Consider the following 18,398-nt stretch of genomic DNA (forward strand, 5'->3'; position numbering starts at 1 on the left):
GGGGCGGTGGATCAGGACGCTTGCGAGGCCGCGGGCTGCGGGGCGGGTGCACTCGCGGCGCTCGCACCGGAGGCGGGCGGCAGCGGCCTTGCCTGCGCGCGCGAGGCGTTGCCCATGCGGGCCGCGCTCGCGCCGTGAGCGCCGCTGGCTGCGCTAGCCGTGCCAGCATTCGCGGCGGCGGGCTGGATCTTCGCGCCGTCGTTGAGGCGGTCGAGCCCGTCGGTCACCACGCGCTGACCCGCCGTGAGGCCCGCGGTAATCACAGTATGCTGGCCGTCGCTCGGGCCCAGCGTGACCTTGTGGACGGACACCGTGTCATCGGCGTTCACGAGGTACACGTAGTCGCCGGGCGCGCCCGTTTGCACCGCGGGCGTGGGCACGAGCACGGCGTTCTCCATCGTGTCCACGAGCAGTTGGACGTTCACGAACTCGTTGGGGAACAGCGCCTCGTCGTCGTTGGGCACGCTCGCGCGCAGCGTGACCGTGCCGGTGGCCGTGGCCATCTGGTTGCTGATCGCGTAGAGCGTGCCGGTGGCGAGCTGTTTGGTGTTGTCGCTGCTGAAGATCGTGACCGGCAGCTTCGCGCCCGCGTTGACGCGTTGCAGCACGTCCGAGAGCGAATTCTGCGGCACCGTGAACTGCACCGTGGTGGGCTTCATCTGCGTGATGACGGCGATGCCGGTGGAGCTCGACGCGGTCACGTAGTTGCCCGGATCGACGAGGCGCAGGCCCACGCGCCCGGACACCGGCGCGGTGATGTGGCAGTAGATGAGGTCGAGCTCGAACTGCTTGATGTTGGCGATATCGGACTTCACGGCAGCCTGATCCTGGGCGACGAGGAACTTCTGGTCGGTATAGGTTTGCTCGGCGATCGACTTCTTTTCATTGAGCTGGGTGTAGCGCACGAGGTCGGCCTGCGCCTGCGCGAGCGAGGCGCGGTCCTTGGCGAGCTGCGCCTCGGCCTGCTCCTTGCTGATCTCGTACTGGCGCGGATCGATCTGCGCGAGGAACTGGCCTTTCACGACGTCCTGGCCTTCGCGGTAGCCGACTTCGGTGAGGTAGCCGCTCAGTTGCGGCAGCACCGTGACGGTGGCGACCGGCGTGACCGTGCCGAGCGCGTCGAGCGTCACCGGCATTGCGCCGAGCGTGGCGGGCGCAACGGTCACGACCTGGGGCGCCGCGCCGCGCACGGGCTTCTTGCCGCGCAGCACATGCACGACCACGAGCACGATCAGCAGCAGCACGATCAGCAAGAGGATCCAGCGCCCGCGCCGCTTGCGCGGCGGCGGGGCATCGGCGGCTCGCGGCGCCGGAACCGGCGGCCTGGGCGGTGGCGGCGATGGTGGGGACGGCGGGGCGGAGGGGTGGTCGGGCGTGTCGCTCATGCCAGTCTCCCGGAGGTGCCGACGATAAGTCCGGCGCGCGTGCTCGCGCGGTTGCGGGGGCCATGTGCGGAACACTGCGGCTGGGCCGCCTGGGCGCCGTGCCGGTTGACGTCGGTTCGCATACGCATACTCGTGGGGTTGTTGTTTGTCGCCGAAGCGATCAGGCTGCCAGGGCCGGACCAGGAACGCCGGAAACTTGCAGTCTAACCAACTCGCGCGCTAATTTCGAAACGTCAGGTAGTTGAAAGATTTTGCTGCGTTACAGGGGGACGGTTTTCGTCATCTGGCGTGACAAATAGTGGGCTCGCGCGCGGTATCGGTAAGCCATGGAAAACGATTGCAACCGGGCCGTGCTGCACGCTACCCGGCAATCCTTGCAAAAAGCTTTCCCCTGGCGCGAAGCTCTGCGCTAACGCAATGGCGGCAATGCCGGGCTCGCGATGGGTGCGCTTGCGCGGGGGATCGGCAGCGCGTCGCGCACCGGCCGGCGTGCCGGTACGCTCATGCAGGCGGATGAGGGCGTCGGCTTTGATTTGCTGCGCGCGACGACGCGGCGTGAAAGGGGGGGGCGCGGGCAGGCATGTGCGGCCTCAAGAGCCGGACCTCGACCCGCGCTGGGCGGGATGGGCGAATCGATTGGGTATCCTGAGCAATTCCTCGTGTCAGGCCACGGCGATCAACCCGCCGTTCCCGCATACGCCGCCCTCAACGCGGCGACGTCGAATTTCGTCATCGACATCATCGCTTTGGCCACGCGATCGGCCTTGACCGGATCGGAATCGGCCATCATGCGCATGAGATCGTCGGGAACGATCTGCCATGCAATGCCGAAGCGGTCTTTGAGCCAGCCGCATTCGAGCGGCGCGCCGCCGCCTGCGAGCAGCGCGCTCCAGTAACGGTCGAGCTCGGCCTGATCGGCGCAATCGACCATCAGCGAGATCGAGAGATTGAATGCTTCGGGCTGCCCGGAACTCATCGCGAAGAAGGTCTGCCCGAAGAGCTCGAACTCGACGACCTTGGTGGCGCCGGCGCTCGGCACCGGGGTGACGCGGACGATGCGCGAGTCCGGAAAGATGTTCGTGTAGAAAGCCGCGGCTTCTTCGGCTTGCGTGGAGTACCAGAGAAAAGGCGTGATCTTTTGAATTGCCATGACTTACCTCCTGTTGGTGTCGGGCTGATGCGCGCGAGCCCCAGGCTGCGCGGGCTGCCCTCGATACGACGCACGAAGACTACCAAAATAGACACGGCGCGAAGAAAAATCCTGCCTTGTTACGAAATCCGGCGCTATGGGTGTGACCCCGATTGGGACTCAATCGTCGCGGCGCGATGGTGCGGGAGGACTTCCACGAGTTCGCCCGCGCGCAGATGGGCCGCGACGTCGTAGGCCGGAATCTGGATGAGCCCGAGTCCCGCGAGACAGCACGCGATATAGGCCTCGGCATTGTTGACCGTCACGCGGCCGCGGGTCTCGATCGTCCGGACCGTATCGCCATCGACCCATTTCACGGGGCAGACCATCCTCATCAACGGCGGATACACCACGAAGTAGGGGGGGGCCGCCGGGATCCGCTTGCAGGTCCGCATGCTATTCTGCAGGCTCATTTCGCATCGATAGCGCCCGGCCGGTTCACCATGAAGATCATTCGCAGCAAGACGTTCACTGCCACGCGTCCCTGGGGCGCGCTCGACATTTGCAACATGCGCGGCATTACGACGAGGCTGCACTGGACCGATCAGCCTTATCGATGGCATGTCAACGACGGCGAAGAAGTCTTTGCCGTACTCGACGGTCAGGTTGAAATGCGCTACCGCGAAGCGGGCGTCGAGCAATCGGTGCTGCTGGAGACCGGGGACATCTTTTACGCATCGGTTGGGACCGAGCACGTGGCTCACCCGCGCGGAGAAGCGCGCATTCTCGTAGTGGAAACAGAGGGCAGTGAGTAGGCCCGGCACTCAGCTCTGCATCTGCGTTGCCGCTTCTTCCAGGCAGGTCTTCAAAAGCGCCGCCGCCGGCGTGCTCTCGTTCGCGCGCAGCCAGGTCATGCCGACCGAACCCATGACGCCGCCGAGCGTGAGCGGCAGAATCCGCAGCGCGCCGGCTTCCTCATAGTGCTGCGCCAGCGACTTCGGCAACAGGCCGAGCGTCGCATAAGACTGCAGCAGCGCCACATTCGCCGCGATCACGACCGATTCGACCATATTGTCGGGCGCGCGCACGCCGTGGGTCGCGAGCACCGAGAGCAGGCGCTGATACATCGGCGCACTCGCGGTGGGCACGATCCACGCATAGCCTTCTAGATCGATCCACCTGAGCCGCTTGCGTTGCGCGAGCGCGTGATGGCGCGCGGCCACGATCACGATCGGGTCGTCGAATAGCGGCTGATGCAGCAGGTCGGCGTCGAGCGGCGCGAGCGGCACGCGTCCGACGATCAGGTCGAGCCGCCCCGCGCGCAGATCGGGAATCAGCGTATCGAGCGTGCCTTCATGCAGGCTCACGGTGGCCGAGGGCAGATATTGCTTGAACCGCGTGATCGCGCGCGGGATCAGCACCGGCGCGGCGACGGAGAGCACGCCAACCTCCACGCGCCCGCCCGTGCCGTTCGACATGGCTTGCAATTCCACGCTTGCGCGCTGCGCGTGCGCGAGCAGTTCGCGTGCGTGCCGGATCAGGCACTCGCCATAGGGCGTGGGCCTGATATGGCGTCCGTCGCGCGCGAACAGCGCGGCGCCGACGCCTTTCTCCATCTCGGCGATCATCTTCGACACGGCCGGCTGCGTGACGTGCATCGCGGCGGCGACCTTGCCCACGGTGCGCAGGTCCGCGAGCGCCACCAGCAGATGCAGATGGCGCAGCTTCATCTGGCGCGCAAAGTACTGGTCGATGCCTGACATGAGGAAAAGAGGAAAAGATAACGAAAAGGTTATGAGTCGCCGTCAATATCTCACTGGACGCTGAAAAAGTAAAACCCGACAATCCGCTGAAACAATTCGCGCGCATGCGGCCACGTTCCCCGCCCATGCGCAGCCGGCGCCGTGCGGCGGCGCCTAAGGAGACAGGGGACACGATGGCCGCAAAGGCCACGCCAGTCGGAGGAGAATCCCAGATGCCGCTCGCCAGCTCGCAGCGTCGCGCCATTGTTTCCGCGATCATCGGCAATGCATTCGAATGGTATGACTTCGTCGTATTCGGCTTTCTCTCCGTGGTCATTGCGCGCCACTTCTTCCCGAGCACGAGTCCCACGGTTTCGCTGCTGCTGACCACGGCCACGTTCGGCAGCGCCTTTCTCGTGCGCCCGATCGGCGGCATTCTGCTCGGTCTCTATGCCGACCGGCGCGGCCGCAAGGCGGCGCTCTCGATGGTGATCCTGATGATGACGATCTCGTCGGCGGCGATGGCGTTCACGCCCGACTATCAGAGCATCGGCATGGCCGCGCCCATCGTCGTGGTGCTCGCGCGGCTCTTGCAGGGGCTCTCCGCCGGCGGCGAATTCGGCAGCGCGACGTCGATGTTGATCGAATACGCGCCCGCGAACCGGCGCGGCTTCTATGGCAGCTGGCAGAACTTCGGCCAGTTTCTCGCCGCCGTCGTGGCGGCCCTCATGGGCGTGCTGGTCACGCGTTATTTGCCGGGCAGCGCGCTCGATAGCTGGGGCTGGCGCATTCCATTTTTGTTCGGAGTGCTGATCGGGCCGGTGGGCTTCTATATCCGCACGCGTCTCGACGAAGCGCCGGCCTATGTGCATGCGCTGGACGAGACGCCGCGCTCGGCGGGATCCATGCTCGCGCTGGTATGGCGCGAGCATCGGGCGGCGTTGTGGATCGCGTTCGGTCTCGTGGTCGCCAGCTCGGTTGCGCAATACGTGCTCAACGTGTATTTGCCCGTCTATTCCGTGCAGCAGCTCAAGCTGCCGGTCTCCGCGCCGTTCACGGTGCTCATTCTCACGGGCTCGCTGCGCATGCTGCTGATACCGCTGTTCGGGCTGCTTTCGGACCGCGTGGGCCGCAAGCCTGTGCTCGGCGTGGCGATGGCGCTTTACGTGCTGACGATTTATCCGCTGTTCGTCTGGCTCGTCGCGGCGCCGAGTCTCCCGCGCCTGTTCGCGACCGAGATTGTGTTCGCGGTACTGATGGCCGCGGCGCTCGGCCCGGCCTCCACGGCGCTCGCCGAGTTGTTCCCGACGCAAGTGCGCGCTACGGGCCTGTCGATCTCGTACAACCTCGCCACGACGCTCTTCGGCGGCTTCTCGCCGTTCCTCGTGACCTGGCTCATCGACGTGACCGGCGACCGCATGATGCCCGCCTACTTCGTGACCGCGGCGATGGTGGTGGGCCTGATCGCGCTGTGGCCGATGCGCGAGGGCGCGACCCGCGCGCCGGCCGAAGGCCTCGACGCGCGCAAGGAACTGCCGCTTTCCCGCTAACCGTTTTTCATCCGCAGCCGAGCCCGTCATGTCGTCGATTCGCAATGTCCTCTTCATCATGTGCGATCAGTTGCGCGCCGATCATCTCGCGTGCTATGGCCACCCCTATCTGGCGACGCCCAATATCGACCGCCTCGCGCAGCGCGGCGTGCGCTTCGATCGCGCGTTCGTGCAGTCGGGCGTGTGCGGTCCGTCGCGCATGTCGTTCTATACGGGCCGCTATGTGTCGAGCCACGGCGCGACCTGGAACCGCGTGCCGCTCGCCACCGGCGAGCTCACGCTGGGCGAATACCTCAAGCATGCGCAGCGGCGTCTCGCGCTCGTGGGCAAGACCCATGTGATGCCCGACCACGAAGGGCTCGCGCGCCTGCAGATCGACGGCGACAGCGAGCTGGGCGCGCTGCTGCGCGAAGGCCATTTCACGCTGGTCGACCGCTACGACGGCCACCATGCCGAGCCGCACGGCGGCTACGCGGGCTATCTGCGCGAGCGCGGTTACCAGAGCGACGACCCGTGGACCGACTTCGTGATCTCGGCGCAGGACGAGCGCGGCGAGATCGTGAGCGGCTGGCAGATGCGCAACGCGCATCTGCCAGCGCGCGTGCGCGAAGCCGATTCGGAGACCGCGTATACGGCCGATCAGGCGATCCGCTTCATCGAAGGGCAGCGCGACGCGCCGTGGGTGCTCCATCTCTCGTTCGTGAAGCCGCATTGGCCGTATATGGCGCCGGCGCCGTATCACACCCTCTATACGATCGATCAATGCCTGCCGGTGCAGCGCCACGCGGCCGAGCGCGAGACGCAGCATGCCGTGGTGGGCGCCTACCGGCAGCAGGAGGAGTGCCGCAACTTCATGCGCGACGAGGTGATCCGCAAGGTGCGGCCCGTCTACCAGGGCCTGATCGGCCAGCTCGACGATCATCTGGGCCGGCTCTGGGAGACGCTCGAGAAGCTCGGCCGCTGGCAGGATACGCTGATCGTCTTCACCGCCGATCACGGCGATTTTCTCGGCGATCACTGGCTCGGCGAAAAGGAGCTGTTTTACGATACCGTGCAGCGCGTGCCCTATATCGTCTACGATCCCTCGCCCGAGGCGGATGGTTCGCGCGGCACCTGCAACAGCCAGTTCGTCGAAGCCATCGACACCGTGCCGACGATGCTCGAAGGTCTGGGCCTGCCGCTCGCGGAGCATCGGCTCGAAGGGCGCTCGCTGCTCGCGCTCACGCGTGATCAGGGATCCGAAATTTCGTGGCGCGATGCGGTGTTCTCGGAACTCGACTACAGCTACCGCGAGGCGCGCCTGCTGCTCGGACGCCGCCCTGACGCGTGCCGCGCATGGATGGTGCGCACGGCGCAATGGAAGTACGTCCACTGGCAGGACGACGCGCCGCAACTCTTCGATCTGCTGAACGATCCCGAGGAGTTTTTCGATCTCGGCCGCGAGAGCGCGTACGAAAGCGTACGCGAGCAGATGCGCATGCGTTTGTTCGACTGGTTCTGCGGGCTGCACCGGCGCACGACGGTGTCGAACGAGGATGTCGAGCGCGGCACGCATCAGTACAAGAACGCCGGGGTGTTCTACGGGGTGTGGTGATTCGTTGCGGACTTATGGGCGCTCAGGCCGTCCGCGGTTGCGCGCGACGTATGCTTACGTTCGATCGCCCGATTCGACATCGGCACGGCCATGTGCGTGGCCGAGCGTTTCTTCGGGCCGATATTCGCTGGGCGGCGCGCCCAATTCACGCCGGAACATGTCGCTGAAGCTGCTGGGCAGATAGCCGAGCTCGCGCGCGACGGCGCTCACTGACTGGCCTTCGGCGAGCCGTGACACCGCAATGGCGAGCTGTACCTGGCGCCGCCATTGTGCGAAACCCACGCCCAGCTCGCGCGTAAAGAGGCGCGCGAGCGTGCGCACGCTCGCGCCTACCGATGCGGCGTGCTGCTCGAAGGCGATCTCGTTCGACGGATTGTCGATCACGGCGCGGCAGAGCATGGCGAGGCGCCGGTCGGCGGCGCCGTCGTTTGTGCCTGACGCACTCGACGAGCCCGAAGCATCGGGCAGCGGGATGCGCAGCGACGAGCGCTTCGCGTGCGCGAGTTCCATCGCCGCGAGTTGCGAGGCCGCGGCGAGCCAGGCCTCGCTGCGTTCTTGCTCGCGTTCGGCCATGGTCTTGATGAGCTCGCGCAGCAAGCCATCGATCTGGAAGACTTCGCATTGCTGGCTCAGATGGCCCACGTCGCGCTCGTGGAGATAGAGATTGCGCATTTCGACGGCGCTCATCATGTGAATCGCGTGAGGCGTGCCGGGCGGCAGCCAGACGGCGCGTTGCGGCGGCACGACCAGCGCCTCGCGGCCAGCCTCGACCCACATGACGCCCGAAACGGCATAGAGCACCTGCGCCCAGGTATGCGAATGCGGCTCGATGTGATGACCGCGCGGGTAGTGGCGGGCGAGGGCGCGGGAAAGACCGGGGGCGTCGTTCAGGGGCGGCGGGGCGGCTTGGGGCATGAGGAGCGCGGAGGCGGTGCGGGTGGGCGAGGTCTTGAGGCCGGTTCGAAAAACCTTAAAAGGGATGTTAAGGCGCGGGCGTGAGAAACGTCCAGCGGCGTGTCCGCCGCCATTCGGCGAGACGATTGAATCCCGGTTCCGCCGAAGCCGCGAAGCCAGCATGATGGATTTAAGTTTCGCTTAACGATGCCCGCCTATATTGCAATCGCCGCAGCGACTGCGCCGGATTGACCCGTACGCGGCCCGACTGCCGAAGCGCAGGACGATACAGGCGTCGAAGCAGTGAAATGGGTGCGCAACGCACCGCCGCATCGCTCACGGAGGGCGAAATGAAACGCGCTGCCGAATCGCAATCGGGGTTCACGGAAGAGGGCGACCGCGATCGTCCATTAACGCCCAATGCGCGGCCCAGGTCCCGAGGGACTCCCTGGGTCCTCATTCTCGTGCTTCCCGCGTTGGTCGTCGCACTGGTTATCGGGCTTGAGATTTTCGGTCTGCTTGTGCGATTGTTCGGCGCCTGATTTCAACTTGTTTCTCCGACGACCGGCCGGCACAGCGGGAGCCCCGAGGTCGTCAGCCGAAGTGCGGAGCCTGTGATGAACGCCATGCTCGATAAACCCGTCGATCCCCAGCGTCGCATCTGGTTGATTGCCACCTCGACGGCAGGCGGGATCGCCGGCGTCGCGACGCTCATTCCGTTTATCGACTCGTTTGCGCCGCCCGCGAGCGCCAGGGCTGCCGGCGCGCCCGTGCATGCGGACCTGACGAACCTCGTGCCCGGTTCGATGACGACCGTCGCGTGGCGCGGCAAGCCGGTCTTCATCGTCAATCGCACACCGGAGATGCTGGCTGCCGTGGTAAAGGCCGATCCGATGGTTGCCGATCCTCACACCGAGCATCCGTTTTCCATGCCGCTGCCGGCCTATTGCCGCAACGAATACCGGTCGCGGCCGGATCACTCCAATTTTCTCGTGGTGATTGGCGTATGCACGCATCTGGGTTGCACGCCGGTTCCCCGCTTCCAGGCCGGAGCGCAGCCGAATCTTCCCGATGACTGGCCCGGCGGTTTTCTCTGTCCCTGCCATGGCTCCACGTACGACCTGGCCGGACGCGTCTTCAAAGACAAGCCCGCACCGCAGAATCTCGACGTGCCCCGGTTCATGTTCATGTCGTCCACGCACGTTGTCATCGGACAGGACGAGCACGCGCAAAGCTGAACAGGCTGGTCATGCCCGCGTGGCCGATACCCGCCCGTCCCCCAAAATCGACGCATTCTTCACGATTCGTGTGCCGAGTATTCACGGATTGCTTGTCTATTGCCGAAATGTCTTGCGGGATACTAGCTTTCGATTTCCTGCGGACCCCACACGACAAGATACGCAGAAGCCTCGAATAAAGGAGACGCCTTGGGCAATAACCGATCGAGCCGGCGCGACATGCCGCTCACCCTGATCAGTCTGACGATCATCTTCCTGTCGGTGGGAGGGCTGGCCGCCTTTCCCGCACAATCGATTGCCGGCGCGGAGCAGGTTCTGTACTGGTGCACCACGATCTTTGCGTCGCCGGTGCTGCTATTTGCGTTTCTGGCTTCGCTATTCGTGATCGGACTGGCTTTCAGCAAATACGGCAAGATCCGGCTGGGCGAGGGCGCGCCCGACTATTCGACGCTCTCCTGGATCTTCATGTTCATCCTTTCCGGTCTGGGGTCCTCGTCGTTGTATTGGGGCTTTCTGGACTGGGCTTACTACTACCAGACGCCGGGATTGAACCTGACGCCTGAATCGCAGCAGGCGCTCAAATTCAGCGTCGCCTATTCGTTCTTCCATTCGGGATTGAGCGCCTGGGCGATCTATGCAGTGGGCGCGGTGGCGATGTGCTATCACTTCCACGTGCGCAAGAACAAGGGGCTGGGCCTCGCTTCCGTGATCGAGGCGGTGACGGGCTGCCGCGCGAACGGTCCGGTCGGACGATTGATCGACCTGCTGTTCATGCTCTGCATGTTCGGAGCACTAACCATTTCGCTGGTGCTCACCGCCACGACGTTCTCGCGACTGCTGGCCACGCTGACCGGCATTCCCGACACGTTTGCGACCCAGGTGATCATCATTCTCGCGGTGTCGGTGCTGTTCACGCTCAGCTCGTGGGTGGGCATGGACGGCGGCATGAAGCGGCTCAGCCATATGGTGTGCTGGGGCGTCGTGGCGTTGACGCTTTACATCTATCTGGTTGGCCCGACCCAGTTCATCACGAGCAATACGCTTTCGAGCCTGGGCCTGATGTTGACCAACTTCGTCGACATGAGCTTGTTCACCGACCCCATGGGCAACGGCAAATTCACGCGCGAGTGGACGGTGTTCTACTGGCTGTGGTGGATCTCCTATGCACCGGGCGTGGCGCTGTTCGTGACGCGCGTGTCGCGCGGACGCACCATTCGCGAAGTCATCATGGCGATGCTGGTGGGCGGCTGCGTGGGCGTGTGGTTCGTATTCGGCGTGCTGGAGAACTACAGCCTGCACAATTTCATGACGGGCGTCGTCAACGTGCCCGGCGTGCTGAGCCACCAGGGCGGCGAACTGGCGATCAGCATGCTGCTCGACCAGTTGCCGGCGGGCCGCATCGTGATGACCTTCTTCCTCTTCGTGATGGCGATCTTCCTCGCGGCGCACATGGATGCGGTGGGCTACGCGGTGTCGGCCACCTGCACCCGCGATCTGGCCGAGGGCGAAGACCCGGCGCCGAGCGACCGCCTGTTCTGGTGCATCATGCTCACGCTGGTGCCGCTCGCGATGATCTTTTCCAGGGCGCCGCTCAATACGATGAAGACGGCGGTGATCGTGACGGCCATTCCGTTCCTCGTGGTCCTGCTGCTCAAGGCGTATGGCCTGCTCAAGTGGCTGCGCGAGGACTATGGCCATGTTCCGGGGCATCTGATCGAAGAGCGTCACAGTCCGGCGGACACGGTGACGGCCAACAAGCAGCCGGTCGCCTGAGCGAGGAAGAGACGATGCAAAAGCCCTACCCGCTCAGCGACGAAATGCGCGAGTTCGTGGCGACGAGCGCACGCTTTGGCGCCGCGGACGACAGTGTGCAAGCCATGCGCGACGCTTACGATGCGCTGTGCCGGCACTTCACGCCCGCGCGCGATGCGCGCCTCGCCATCGAAGACCATGTGATCAGCGAGCCTGGCCGGCACATTCCGGTTCGCCTCTATCGTCCGGTGGGCGAAGCGCCCGCGCAGGGCTGGCCGTGCGTGCTGTATCTGCACGGTGGCGGCTGGGTGGTGGGCGGCCTCGATTCGCACGAGTTCATCACCGCGCCGATGGCGCGCGATTTGTCCGCCGTGGTGGTGGCGGTCGATTACCGCCTCGCGCCCGAGCACGTGTTTCCGGCGGCGTTCGACGACTGCCTCGCGGCATGGCGGCATCTCCAGGCGCAGGGCGATGCCTGGGGAATCGATACGTCGCGCGTGGTGCTGGCCGGTGACAGCGCGGGTGGCAATCTGGCGGCGGCATTGTCTCTGGAAATTGCGAAGCGCGGCGGGGCAGCGCCGCGCGGACAGGCGCTGATTTACCCGGGCCTGGGCACGGATCACAGCCTGGCGTCCTTCCGTGACAATACCGACGCGCCGTTGCTGAGCACGGCCGATGTCGAATATTTCCTGCGTGTCTACGCGCCCGATCCCGCGAGCCACGACGACCCGCGCCTTGCGCCGCTGGCGGCGCCGTCCTTCGAAGGCCTGGCGCCGGCATTCGTGGCGGTCGCCGAGTTCGATCCGCTACGCGACGACGGAGAGTTGTACGTCGAGCGCCTGCGTGCCGCCGGCGTTCCCGCTCAGTTTCACCTTGGCCGCGGATTGCTGCATGGCTGCATGCGGGCAATGGGACGCTGCCCCGAGACCACCGGACTCTATGAGGCCTTTATCGCGGCGATAGCGGCAATGCTCGAAAGCCGGGCTGCGTAGGTCCAGTTGCGCCTCGGGGCCTTTGAACAGCGTTTCGCCATCGAATGGCTTTCCAGATAATTTCGCATTGGTTTCTATAAAAAGACGCGGAAAGCCATTCGAATGCGCCAGTGGGAGATTGGCGAGTTTTTCCACGGGTTCGATTGACCATCAGGGGCGTGACCGTTACGCTTGCCCGCTGATGGTTCCCGGCGACGGGATCAAAAGGGAACGCAGTGGAGGCCAGCGCCTCGAGTCTGCGGCTGCCCCCGCAACTGTGAGCGGCGAGTCCATGCCGAAATGCGCCACTGGGAAACCGGGAAGGCCGGCACCGGACGACGACCCGCGAGCCAGGAGACCTGCCATCGACCGAGGTCCAAGCAGCCGCAGCGGGCGGGGTGTCCCGATGCGCAAGCACCGCCTCGCGGTCGCCCGTTGCAAGGACAGCCCGACCTCAGGATCTGTCTCATGTCCACTGTTATCGCCAACGCATCCACACCGGGAGCGCTTCGCCGCCGCGTCGCCGGCATTTACCTCGTACTCGCGGCCTTCAATATCGGCGCCTGGATCTGGGCGTTCATTGCTTTTCACGCGCATCCGCTGCTGCTGGGCACCGGGCTGCTCGCCTACGGCTTCGGCCTGCGTCATGCCGTCGACGCCGACCATATCGCCGCCATCGACAACGTGACGCGCAAGCTGATGCAGGACGGCCAGCGCCCCGTTAGTGTGGGCTTTTTCTTCGCGCTCGGCCACTCCGCCGTGGTGCTGCTGGTCACCATCGCGGTCGCGGCGACGGCCGCCGCGCTGGAAAGCCGCGTCGAGGCCTGGAAGGACATCGGCGGCGTGCTCTCGACGAGCGTCTCCGCGCTGTTTCTGTTCCTCATCGCCGCGATGAACGTCATCATCCTGCGCGGCGTCTGGCGCGCGTTCGGCAAGGTACGCCGCGGCGAGCCCTACGACAACGACGACCTGGACCTGCTGCTGAACAGCCGCGGGCTGCTTTCGCGGATTTTCCGCCCGCTGTTCCGCTTCGTGTCGAAGCCGCTCTGGATGCTGCCGATCGGCTTCCTGTTCGGTCTCGGTTTCGACACCGCGACGGAGGTGAGCCTGCTCGGCATTTCGGCGAGCCAGGCCGCGCAGGGGCTCTCGATGGGCGTGGTGCTCGTGTTTCCCGTGCTGTTCGCGGCCGGCATGTCGCTGGTCGATACCACCGACGGCATCCTGATGCTCGGCGCCTATGACTGGGCCTTCGTGCGTCCGATTCGCAAGCTCTACTACAACCTCACCATTACGCTGGTCTCGGTGCTGGTCGCCGTGCTGATCGGTGGAATCGAAACGCTAGGACTCCTTGGCGATCAGCTGAGCCTGAAGGGTGCGTTCTGGGACGCCATCGGCTACCTCAACGATAACTTCAACGACCTCGGGTTCATCATCATCGGCGTGTTCATTCTGGCCTGGGTCGTTTCGTTTGTGATCTACCGGATCAAAGGCTACGACGAGTTGCCGGCTAATTCGGCGGCGCAGTAGTCCAGCAGACCGGATAAGGCTCGGCATGACGGCCGGGCTTAAAGCATCCTGCGCAATGCGTCGTTACGCGCAATCAACTGGTGCTTGATGACCGCGAGCACATGTATCACGACAGTCCCGCGAGAAGCCAAAGAACGCGTAGCCGCCTGGGACCATCAAGAAGCCGCTTGCGAGTTGCGCGGTCAAAAAATTACGCCTCCATTTCCCGCCGCTTTCGGATTAATCCCATATCGCGCGGTCTGTTCCTGCACAAGCATTGTCGTCCAGGGCATCGCCTAAAAAGACCCATTCCGCGACCCAGAAACCGGCGAGATACCGTCATATGCCGATAATCAATGTGCAATCCGATTGAGTATCGCACTGCATATCCTGGGAATCGAGATGAAATCGTTTCGCGGAGAAGGTCAAATCCGCATTGACGGGAAGCGGACCGCGCTCAGGGCAAAAGAAATGGCGGCATGGCTAAAGTTACGCCCGTTCGCTGGCTTGTCAGCGCCGATAGACATTACCGGGGATGGTTGGCAAGCGCGGATCAAGGGCCGCACAGGTATCGTGTTTTTTTCGGGGTACTGGGCGCGCGATACCGACAGGCATGGCCAAACTACTGGCGATCATATCGACTTGTGGAACGGGACAAGGTTGACATCGCCAGGTATCCAAGGACGAGTAAATACGTTCATGCGCTTTATCGTTGGCATACCTTCCGCGTGGTACTCTGACTTAGGAAAATCAAGGCAGATTCTCTTTTGGGAAATCAAGTGAAGCGCGTCGCCTGGTCTATCGCCTACCTGTGCATTGGCATGGTGCTGTCATGGCAATCGGCAATATGGGTTAGCCGATTGTCGCAGCGCTTTTTGTGGCCGTTAATCAATACCAGTTGGCACGATTGCTGGGATATCGAGCACTGCCAGGTGTCGGTGCTGGGCTATGTTTTTATCATCGCGTTTATTGCCGCGCCGAGCATGACGTGGGCGTTTGTCGGATTCAAACAGGCTAATGCCACTTCGTCGCGAAGCGCGATGGTGATCTTGCTTACGCTAGGTACGGTCGGTTTCTATCTGGTTTATTACGCCGCTGTGTGGCGTTGACTACGGGCCGAGTCTGCGTGGATAACTGAAACCGCGCTGCTCAATAAGAAACGCCCCTGCCGCTTGTGCGGCAGGGGCGTTAAATCAAGTCCTGCTCGTTATGCCGTCTGCAATCTTCGCGACGTGTTCCGGCTGAACGGCATCAATCATCGAGCAACGAAAGATCGCGCACGGCGCCCTTATCGGCCGACATCACGAGCTTGGCATAAGCCTTGAGCGCAGCCGACACCTTGCGCGGACGCGCCTTCACCGGCTTCCATCCCTTGGTGTTCTGCTCTTCGCGGCGGCGCGCGAGTTCCTCATCGGAGACGAGCACGTTGATCGTGCGATTCGGAATGTCGATGCGGATCTTGTCGCCGTCGCGCACGAGACCGATCGCGCCGCCGGCTGCCGCCTCTGGCGAGCAGTGGCCGATCGAGAGCCCCGACGTGCCGCCCGAGAAGCGCCCGTCGGTGAGCAGCGCGCAGGCCTTGCCGAGACCCTTCGACTTGATATAGCTCGTCGGGTAGAGCATTTCCTGCATGCCGGGGCCCCCCTTGGGGCCCTCGTAACGCACGATCACCACGTCGCCGGCCTTGACCTTGTCGGCGAGGATGTTCTCGACCGCCTCGTCCTGCGACTCGGTCACGTGCGCCGTGCCTTCGAACACGAGAATGCTTTCGTCCACGCCGGCCGTCTTCACCACGCAGCCGTCGAGCGCGATATTGCCCGTGAGCACCGCGAGGCCGCCTTCCTGCGAGAACGCATGCTCGTTCGAGCGGATGCAGCCTTCGGCGCGGTCGAGATCGAGGCTCGGCCAGCGCGTGTCCTGGCTGAACGCCACCTGCGTCGGGACTCCGGCGGGACCGGCCATATAGAACGTCCGCACTGCTTCGTCAGTGGTACGAACGATGTCCCACTGGTCCAGCGCGTGCTTGAGCGAGGGCGCGTGCACGGTCGGCACGTCGGTGTGCAGCTTGCCCGCGCGCTCGAGCTCGCCGAGGATCGCCATGATGCCGCCCGCGCGATGCACGTCTTCGATGTGGTACTTGTTGGTGTTGGGCGCCACCTTGCAGAGCTGCGGCACGACGCGCGAGAGGCGGTCGATGTCGCTCATGGTGAACTCGATGCCGGCTTCCTGCGCGATGGCCAGCAGGTGCAGGATGGTGTTGGTCGAGCCGCCCATGGCGATGTCGAGCGTCATGGCGTTCTCGAACGCCTTGAAGCCCACCGAGCGCGGCAGCACGCGTTCGTCTTCCTGCTCGTAGTACTGGCGCGCGAGCTCGACGATGCGGCGTCCGGCGCGCTTGAAAAGCTGTTCGCGGTCCGCGTGCGTGGCCACCACGGTGCCGTTGCCGGGCAGCGAGAGGCCCAGCGCTTCGGTCAGGCAGTTCATCGAGTTGGCCGTGAACATGCCCGAGCACGAGCCGCAGGTCGGGCAGGCGGAGCGCTCCACTTCGGCCACTTCGGCGTCGGAATACTTGCTGTCCGCGGCGATCACCATGGCGTCGATCAGGTCGAGCTTCTTGACCTCGATGGCCTTGGTGACGGGGTTGGCGAGACGCGTCTTGCCGGCTTCCATCGGGCCGCCGGAGACGAAGATCACGGGGATGTTCAGGCGCATCGCGGCCATCAGCATGCCGGGGGTGATCTTGTCGCAGTTCGAGATGCAGACCATGGCGTCGGCGCAGTGCGCGTTGACCATGTATTCGACCGAATCGGCGATGATGTCGCGGCTCGGCAGCGAATAGAGCATGCCGTCGTGGCCCATGGCGATGCCGTCGTCCACGGCGATGGTGTTGAATTCCTTGGCTACGCCGCCCGCGGCCTCGATCTCGCGCGCGACGAGCTGGCCGAGGTCCTTCAGGTGCACGTGGCCGGGCACGAACTGGGTGAACGAGTTGACCACGGCGATGATCGGCTTGGAAAAGTCTTCGTCTTTCATGCCGGTGGCGCGCCACAGGGAGCGCGCACCTGCCATGTTGCGGCCGGCGGTGGAGGTCTTGGAACGGTATGCGGGCATCGTGGGTGCTGGAGAGTGATTGCGAAAAAGGTGAGCGGGCCACGGGATTGAAGGCCCCTTGCGCGCCAGTGCGAACAACCTCTTGAGCTGCACTCTGGGCAAGCGGCAATTATCCCATATCGCCCGCAAGGGCGTGCCGGACACCGGTTTCGGGGCGCTTTGGCCGCCGATCTGGCCTGGTTCGGGGCCATCGTTACGCGAGCGGCGCCGCGCGCTTTCGCGATCATCGATCAATAAAAAAACCGCACGCGGAGGGCGTGCGGTTCGTGCCGATCTTGCCGATGCGGGACCGAGGCAACGGGCCCGCACGCGCCATCAGAAGATGTTGCGCAGGCCGATCGCGACGCCGGTCTGGTTGTTGCGGCCCGGGAAGTCGGCCGTCGAGGCGCCCGTGGCGCGCGTGAAGTCGACCGTGCCGTAGACTTCGGTGCGCTTGGAGAGCGCGTATTCGGCCAGCACGACAGCCGAGTAGCGCACGCCGGTGCTCAGGGTCGAGCCGTCCGCGTTCAGCGCGTTGCTGGCGTGGTCGTAGTAGTAGGCGGCCGTCAGCGTGAGCGGCGAAGTCACTTGCCACACGGCGCCGGCGTAGAGGCCGTTGTCGATGCGGTTGGTCTTCGTCACCGGTGCCTGGAAGTTGAACGCCGGCGAGCCCGTTGCGCCCATGTACATGTCGACGATGCCGGTGTTGTCCTGGCCCCAGAGCCAGCCAGCCATCGCCTTGACCGGGCCGATCTGGTAGACCGCGCTCACGTTGACCACGCGGTACTTGTTGTTCGCGAGGTCGCTGTTCTGCTGGTAGCCGACGTCGAGCGAGGCCGGGCCGTAGGTGTACGCCGCCGTGAAGCCGTACATGTTGTTCGCGCCGGTGCTGCCCGCCACGCCGCCGAAGCTGTACATGCCTTCGACTTCCAGACCGCCGAAGTGGCCGTCGTACTTGACCGAGTTGTTCTCGCGCAGGCCGTAGCCGAGCGCGCCCGGCAGCCAGCTATCCTGGTCGAAGTTGCCGACGGTCAGCGGGTCGTACAGGTTGCCGAGCTGGTCGAACAGCGGCGTGTTCTGGCGGCCGAACGTGAGGGCGCCGTACTGGGCGCTCTGCAGGCCGACATACGCCATCCGGTTGAACAGCGTGTTCGAGCTGGCGAGCTGGCCGTTCCAGAGGTTGAAGCCGTTTTCGAGGCGGAACACAGCCGAGAGGCCGCCGCCCAGGTCTTCGGAGCCCTTCAGGCCCCAGCGGCTGCCCGTGATCGGGCCGACGCCCATCTGGACTTCGCTGTCGTTGTTGGCGTTGGCGTTCGTCAGGTAGCGGATGCTGGTGTCGACGATGCCGTACAGCGTGACGGAGCTTTGCGCGAATGCCGATTGCGCGGAAATGGCAAGCAGGGCGGCGCCGAGCGCCGCGGTGGTCTTCTTCATGTAATCCCCGTTTCTAGTTCGTTGACCTGCGCCGCACGGGTGCATGCGCAAGCGTCATTTCCTGATTTGCTGATACATCCAGGTGCGCAGGCGGAGTCCCGCGCAGGAAAGTG

General features: G+C 64.4%; 15 protein-coding genes, 1 pseudogene and 1 riboswitch. Of the genes and pseudogenes, 9 read left to right on the forward strand and 7 right to left on the reverse strand.

Features of this window, described 5'->3' with window-relative positions; genetic code table 11:
• Positions 1-11: 11 nt before the first annotated feature.
• The 3 genes and pseudogenes from U5775_RS05430 to U5775_RS05440 form a co-directional block, all read right to left on the reverse strand.
• Positions 12-1,385, reverse strand: a complete 1,374-nt coding sequence (locus tag U5775_RS05430; protein WP_322057095.1) for an efflux RND transporter periplasmic adaptor subunit — start codon at positions 1,383-1,385, stop codon at positions 12-14.
• A 676-nt stretch (positions 1,386-2,061) separates the two neighbouring features.
• Complete coding sequence (locus U5775_RS05435) at positions 2,062-2,535, reverse strand: VOC family protein (RefSeq protein ID WP_322057096.1); 474 nt, start codon at positions 2,533-2,535, stop codon at positions 2,062-2,064.
• Between the two features lie 167 nt (positions 2,536-2,702).
• A pseudogene (locus U5775_RS05440) lies at positions 2,703-2,900 on the reverse strand (LysR substrate-binding domain-containing protein); the annotation flags it as partial.
• A gap of 117 nt (positions 2,901-3,017) precedes the next feature.
• On the opposite strand from U5775_RS05440, the gene U5775_RS05445 reads away from it, so the two are divergent.
• Positions 3,018-3,329, forward strand: coding sequence for a cupin domain-containing protein (locus tag U5775_RS05445; protein ID WP_322057097.1), 312 nt, complete (start codon positions 3,018-3,020; stop codon positions 3,327-3,329).
• Positions 3,330-3,338: 9 nt separating this feature from the next.
• Here the strand turns inward: U5775_RS05445 and U5775_RS05450 are convergent, their stop codons facing one another.
• The gene (locus U5775_RS05450; RefSeq protein WP_322057098.1) at positions 3,339-4,277 is read right to left on the reverse strand and encodes a LysR family transcriptional regulator; all 939 of its coding nucleotides are present in this window, start codon (positions 4,275-4,277) and stop codon (positions 3,339-3,341) included.
• 212 nt (positions 4,278-4,489) lie between these two features.
• On the opposite strand from U5775_RS05450, the gene U5775_RS05455 reads away from it, so the two are divergent.
• Positions 4,490-5,806: an MFS transporter gene (locus U5775_RS05455; protein WP_322057099.1), complete on the forward strand. Its 1,317-nt coding sequence runs from the start codon at positions 4,490-4,492 to the stop codon at positions 5,804-5,806.
• 28 nt (positions 5,807-5,834) lie between these two features.
• Complete coding sequence (locus U5775_RS05460; protein ID WP_322057100.1) at positions 5,835-7,400, forward strand: sulfatase-like hydrolase/transferase; 1,566 nt, start codon at positions 5,835-5,837, stop codon at positions 7,398-7,400.
• Between the two features lie 54 nt (positions 7,401-7,454).
• Here U5775_RS05460 and U5775_RS05465 read toward each other — a convergent pair whose 3' ends face one another.
• Positions 7,455-8,315 (reverse strand): helix-turn-helix transcriptional regulator, encoded by an 861-nt coding sequence (locus tag U5775_RS05465; protein ID WP_322057101.1) that lies wholly within the window; start codon positions 8,313-8,315, stop codon positions 7,455-7,457.
• Between the two features lie 596 nt (positions 8,316-8,911).
• Between U5775_RS05465 and petA the strand changes: the two genes are divergently transcribed.
• From petA to U5775_RS05495, 6 genes are all read left to right on the forward strand, one after another.
• On the forward strand, positions 8,912-9,532 hold the full coding sequence (gene petA, locus U5775_RS05470; RefSeq protein WP_322057102.1) for a ubiquinol-cytochrome c reductase iron-sulfur subunit: 621 nt from the start codon (positions 8,912-8,914) through the stop codon (positions 9,530-9,532).
• Between the two features lie 189 nt (positions 9,533-9,721).
• Positions 9,722-11,305, forward strand: coding sequence for a BCCT family transporter (locus U5775_RS05475; protein ID WP_322057103.1), 1,584 nt, complete (start codon positions 9,722-9,724; stop codon positions 11,303-11,305).
• Between the two features lie 14 nt (positions 11,306-11,319).
• Positions 11,320-12,276 carry an alpha/beta hydrolase gene (locus U5775_RS05480; protein WP_322057104.1) on the forward strand — a complete coding sequence of 319 codons (957 nt, stop codon included), beginning with the start codon at positions 11,320-11,322 and terminating at the stop codon, positions 12,274-12,276.
• 165 nt (positions 12,277-12,441) lie between these two features.
• Positions 12,442-12,637: riboswitch (cobalamin riboswitch) on the forward strand.
• Positions 12,638-12,723: 86 nt separating this feature from the next.
• On the forward strand, positions 12,724-13,782 hold the full coding sequence (locus tag U5775_RS05485; protein WP_322057105.1) for a HoxN/HupN/NixA family nickel/cobalt transporter: 1,059 nt from the start codon (positions 12,724-12,726) through the stop codon (positions 13,780-13,782).
• Between the two features lie 312 nt (positions 13,783-14,094).
• Entirely contained in the window at positions 14,095-14,544 is a 450-nt protein-coding gene (locus tag U5775_RS05490; protein WP_322057193.1) for a T6SS effector amidase Tae4 family protein, read from the forward strand.
• On the forward strand, positions 14,541-14,870 hold the full coding sequence (locus U5775_RS05495; protein WP_322057106.1) for a hypothetical protein: 330 nt from the start codon (positions 14,541-14,543) through the stop codon (positions 14,868-14,870). Before U5775_RS05490 ends, U5775_RS05495 begins: the two co-directional genes overlap by 4 nt.
• 142 nt (positions 14,871-15,012) lie before the next feature.
• Here U5775_RS05495 and ilvD read toward each other — a convergent pair whose 3' ends face one another.
• Together ilvD and U5775_RS05505 are read right to left on the reverse strand one after the other, a co-directional pair.
• Complete coding sequence (gene ilvD, locus U5775_RS05500) at positions 15,013-16,872, reverse strand: dihydroxy-acid dehydratase (RefSeq protein ID WP_322057107.1); 1,860 nt, start codon at positions 16,870-16,872, stop codon at positions 15,013-15,015.
• Positions 16,873-17,187: 315 nt separating this feature from the next.
• A complete protein-coding gene (locus tag U5775_RS05505; RefSeq protein ID WP_322057108.1) occupies positions 17,188-18,285 on the reverse strand; it encodes a porin in 1,098 nt (365 codons plus the stop codon).
• Between the last annotated feature and the right edge of the window lie 113 nt (positions 18,286-18,398).

The organism is Paraburkholderia sp. J63, from assembly GCF_905220245.1.
Classification (GTDB): domain Bacteria; phylum Pseudomonadota; class Gammaproteobacteria; order Burkholderiales; family Burkholderiaceae; genus Paraburkholderia.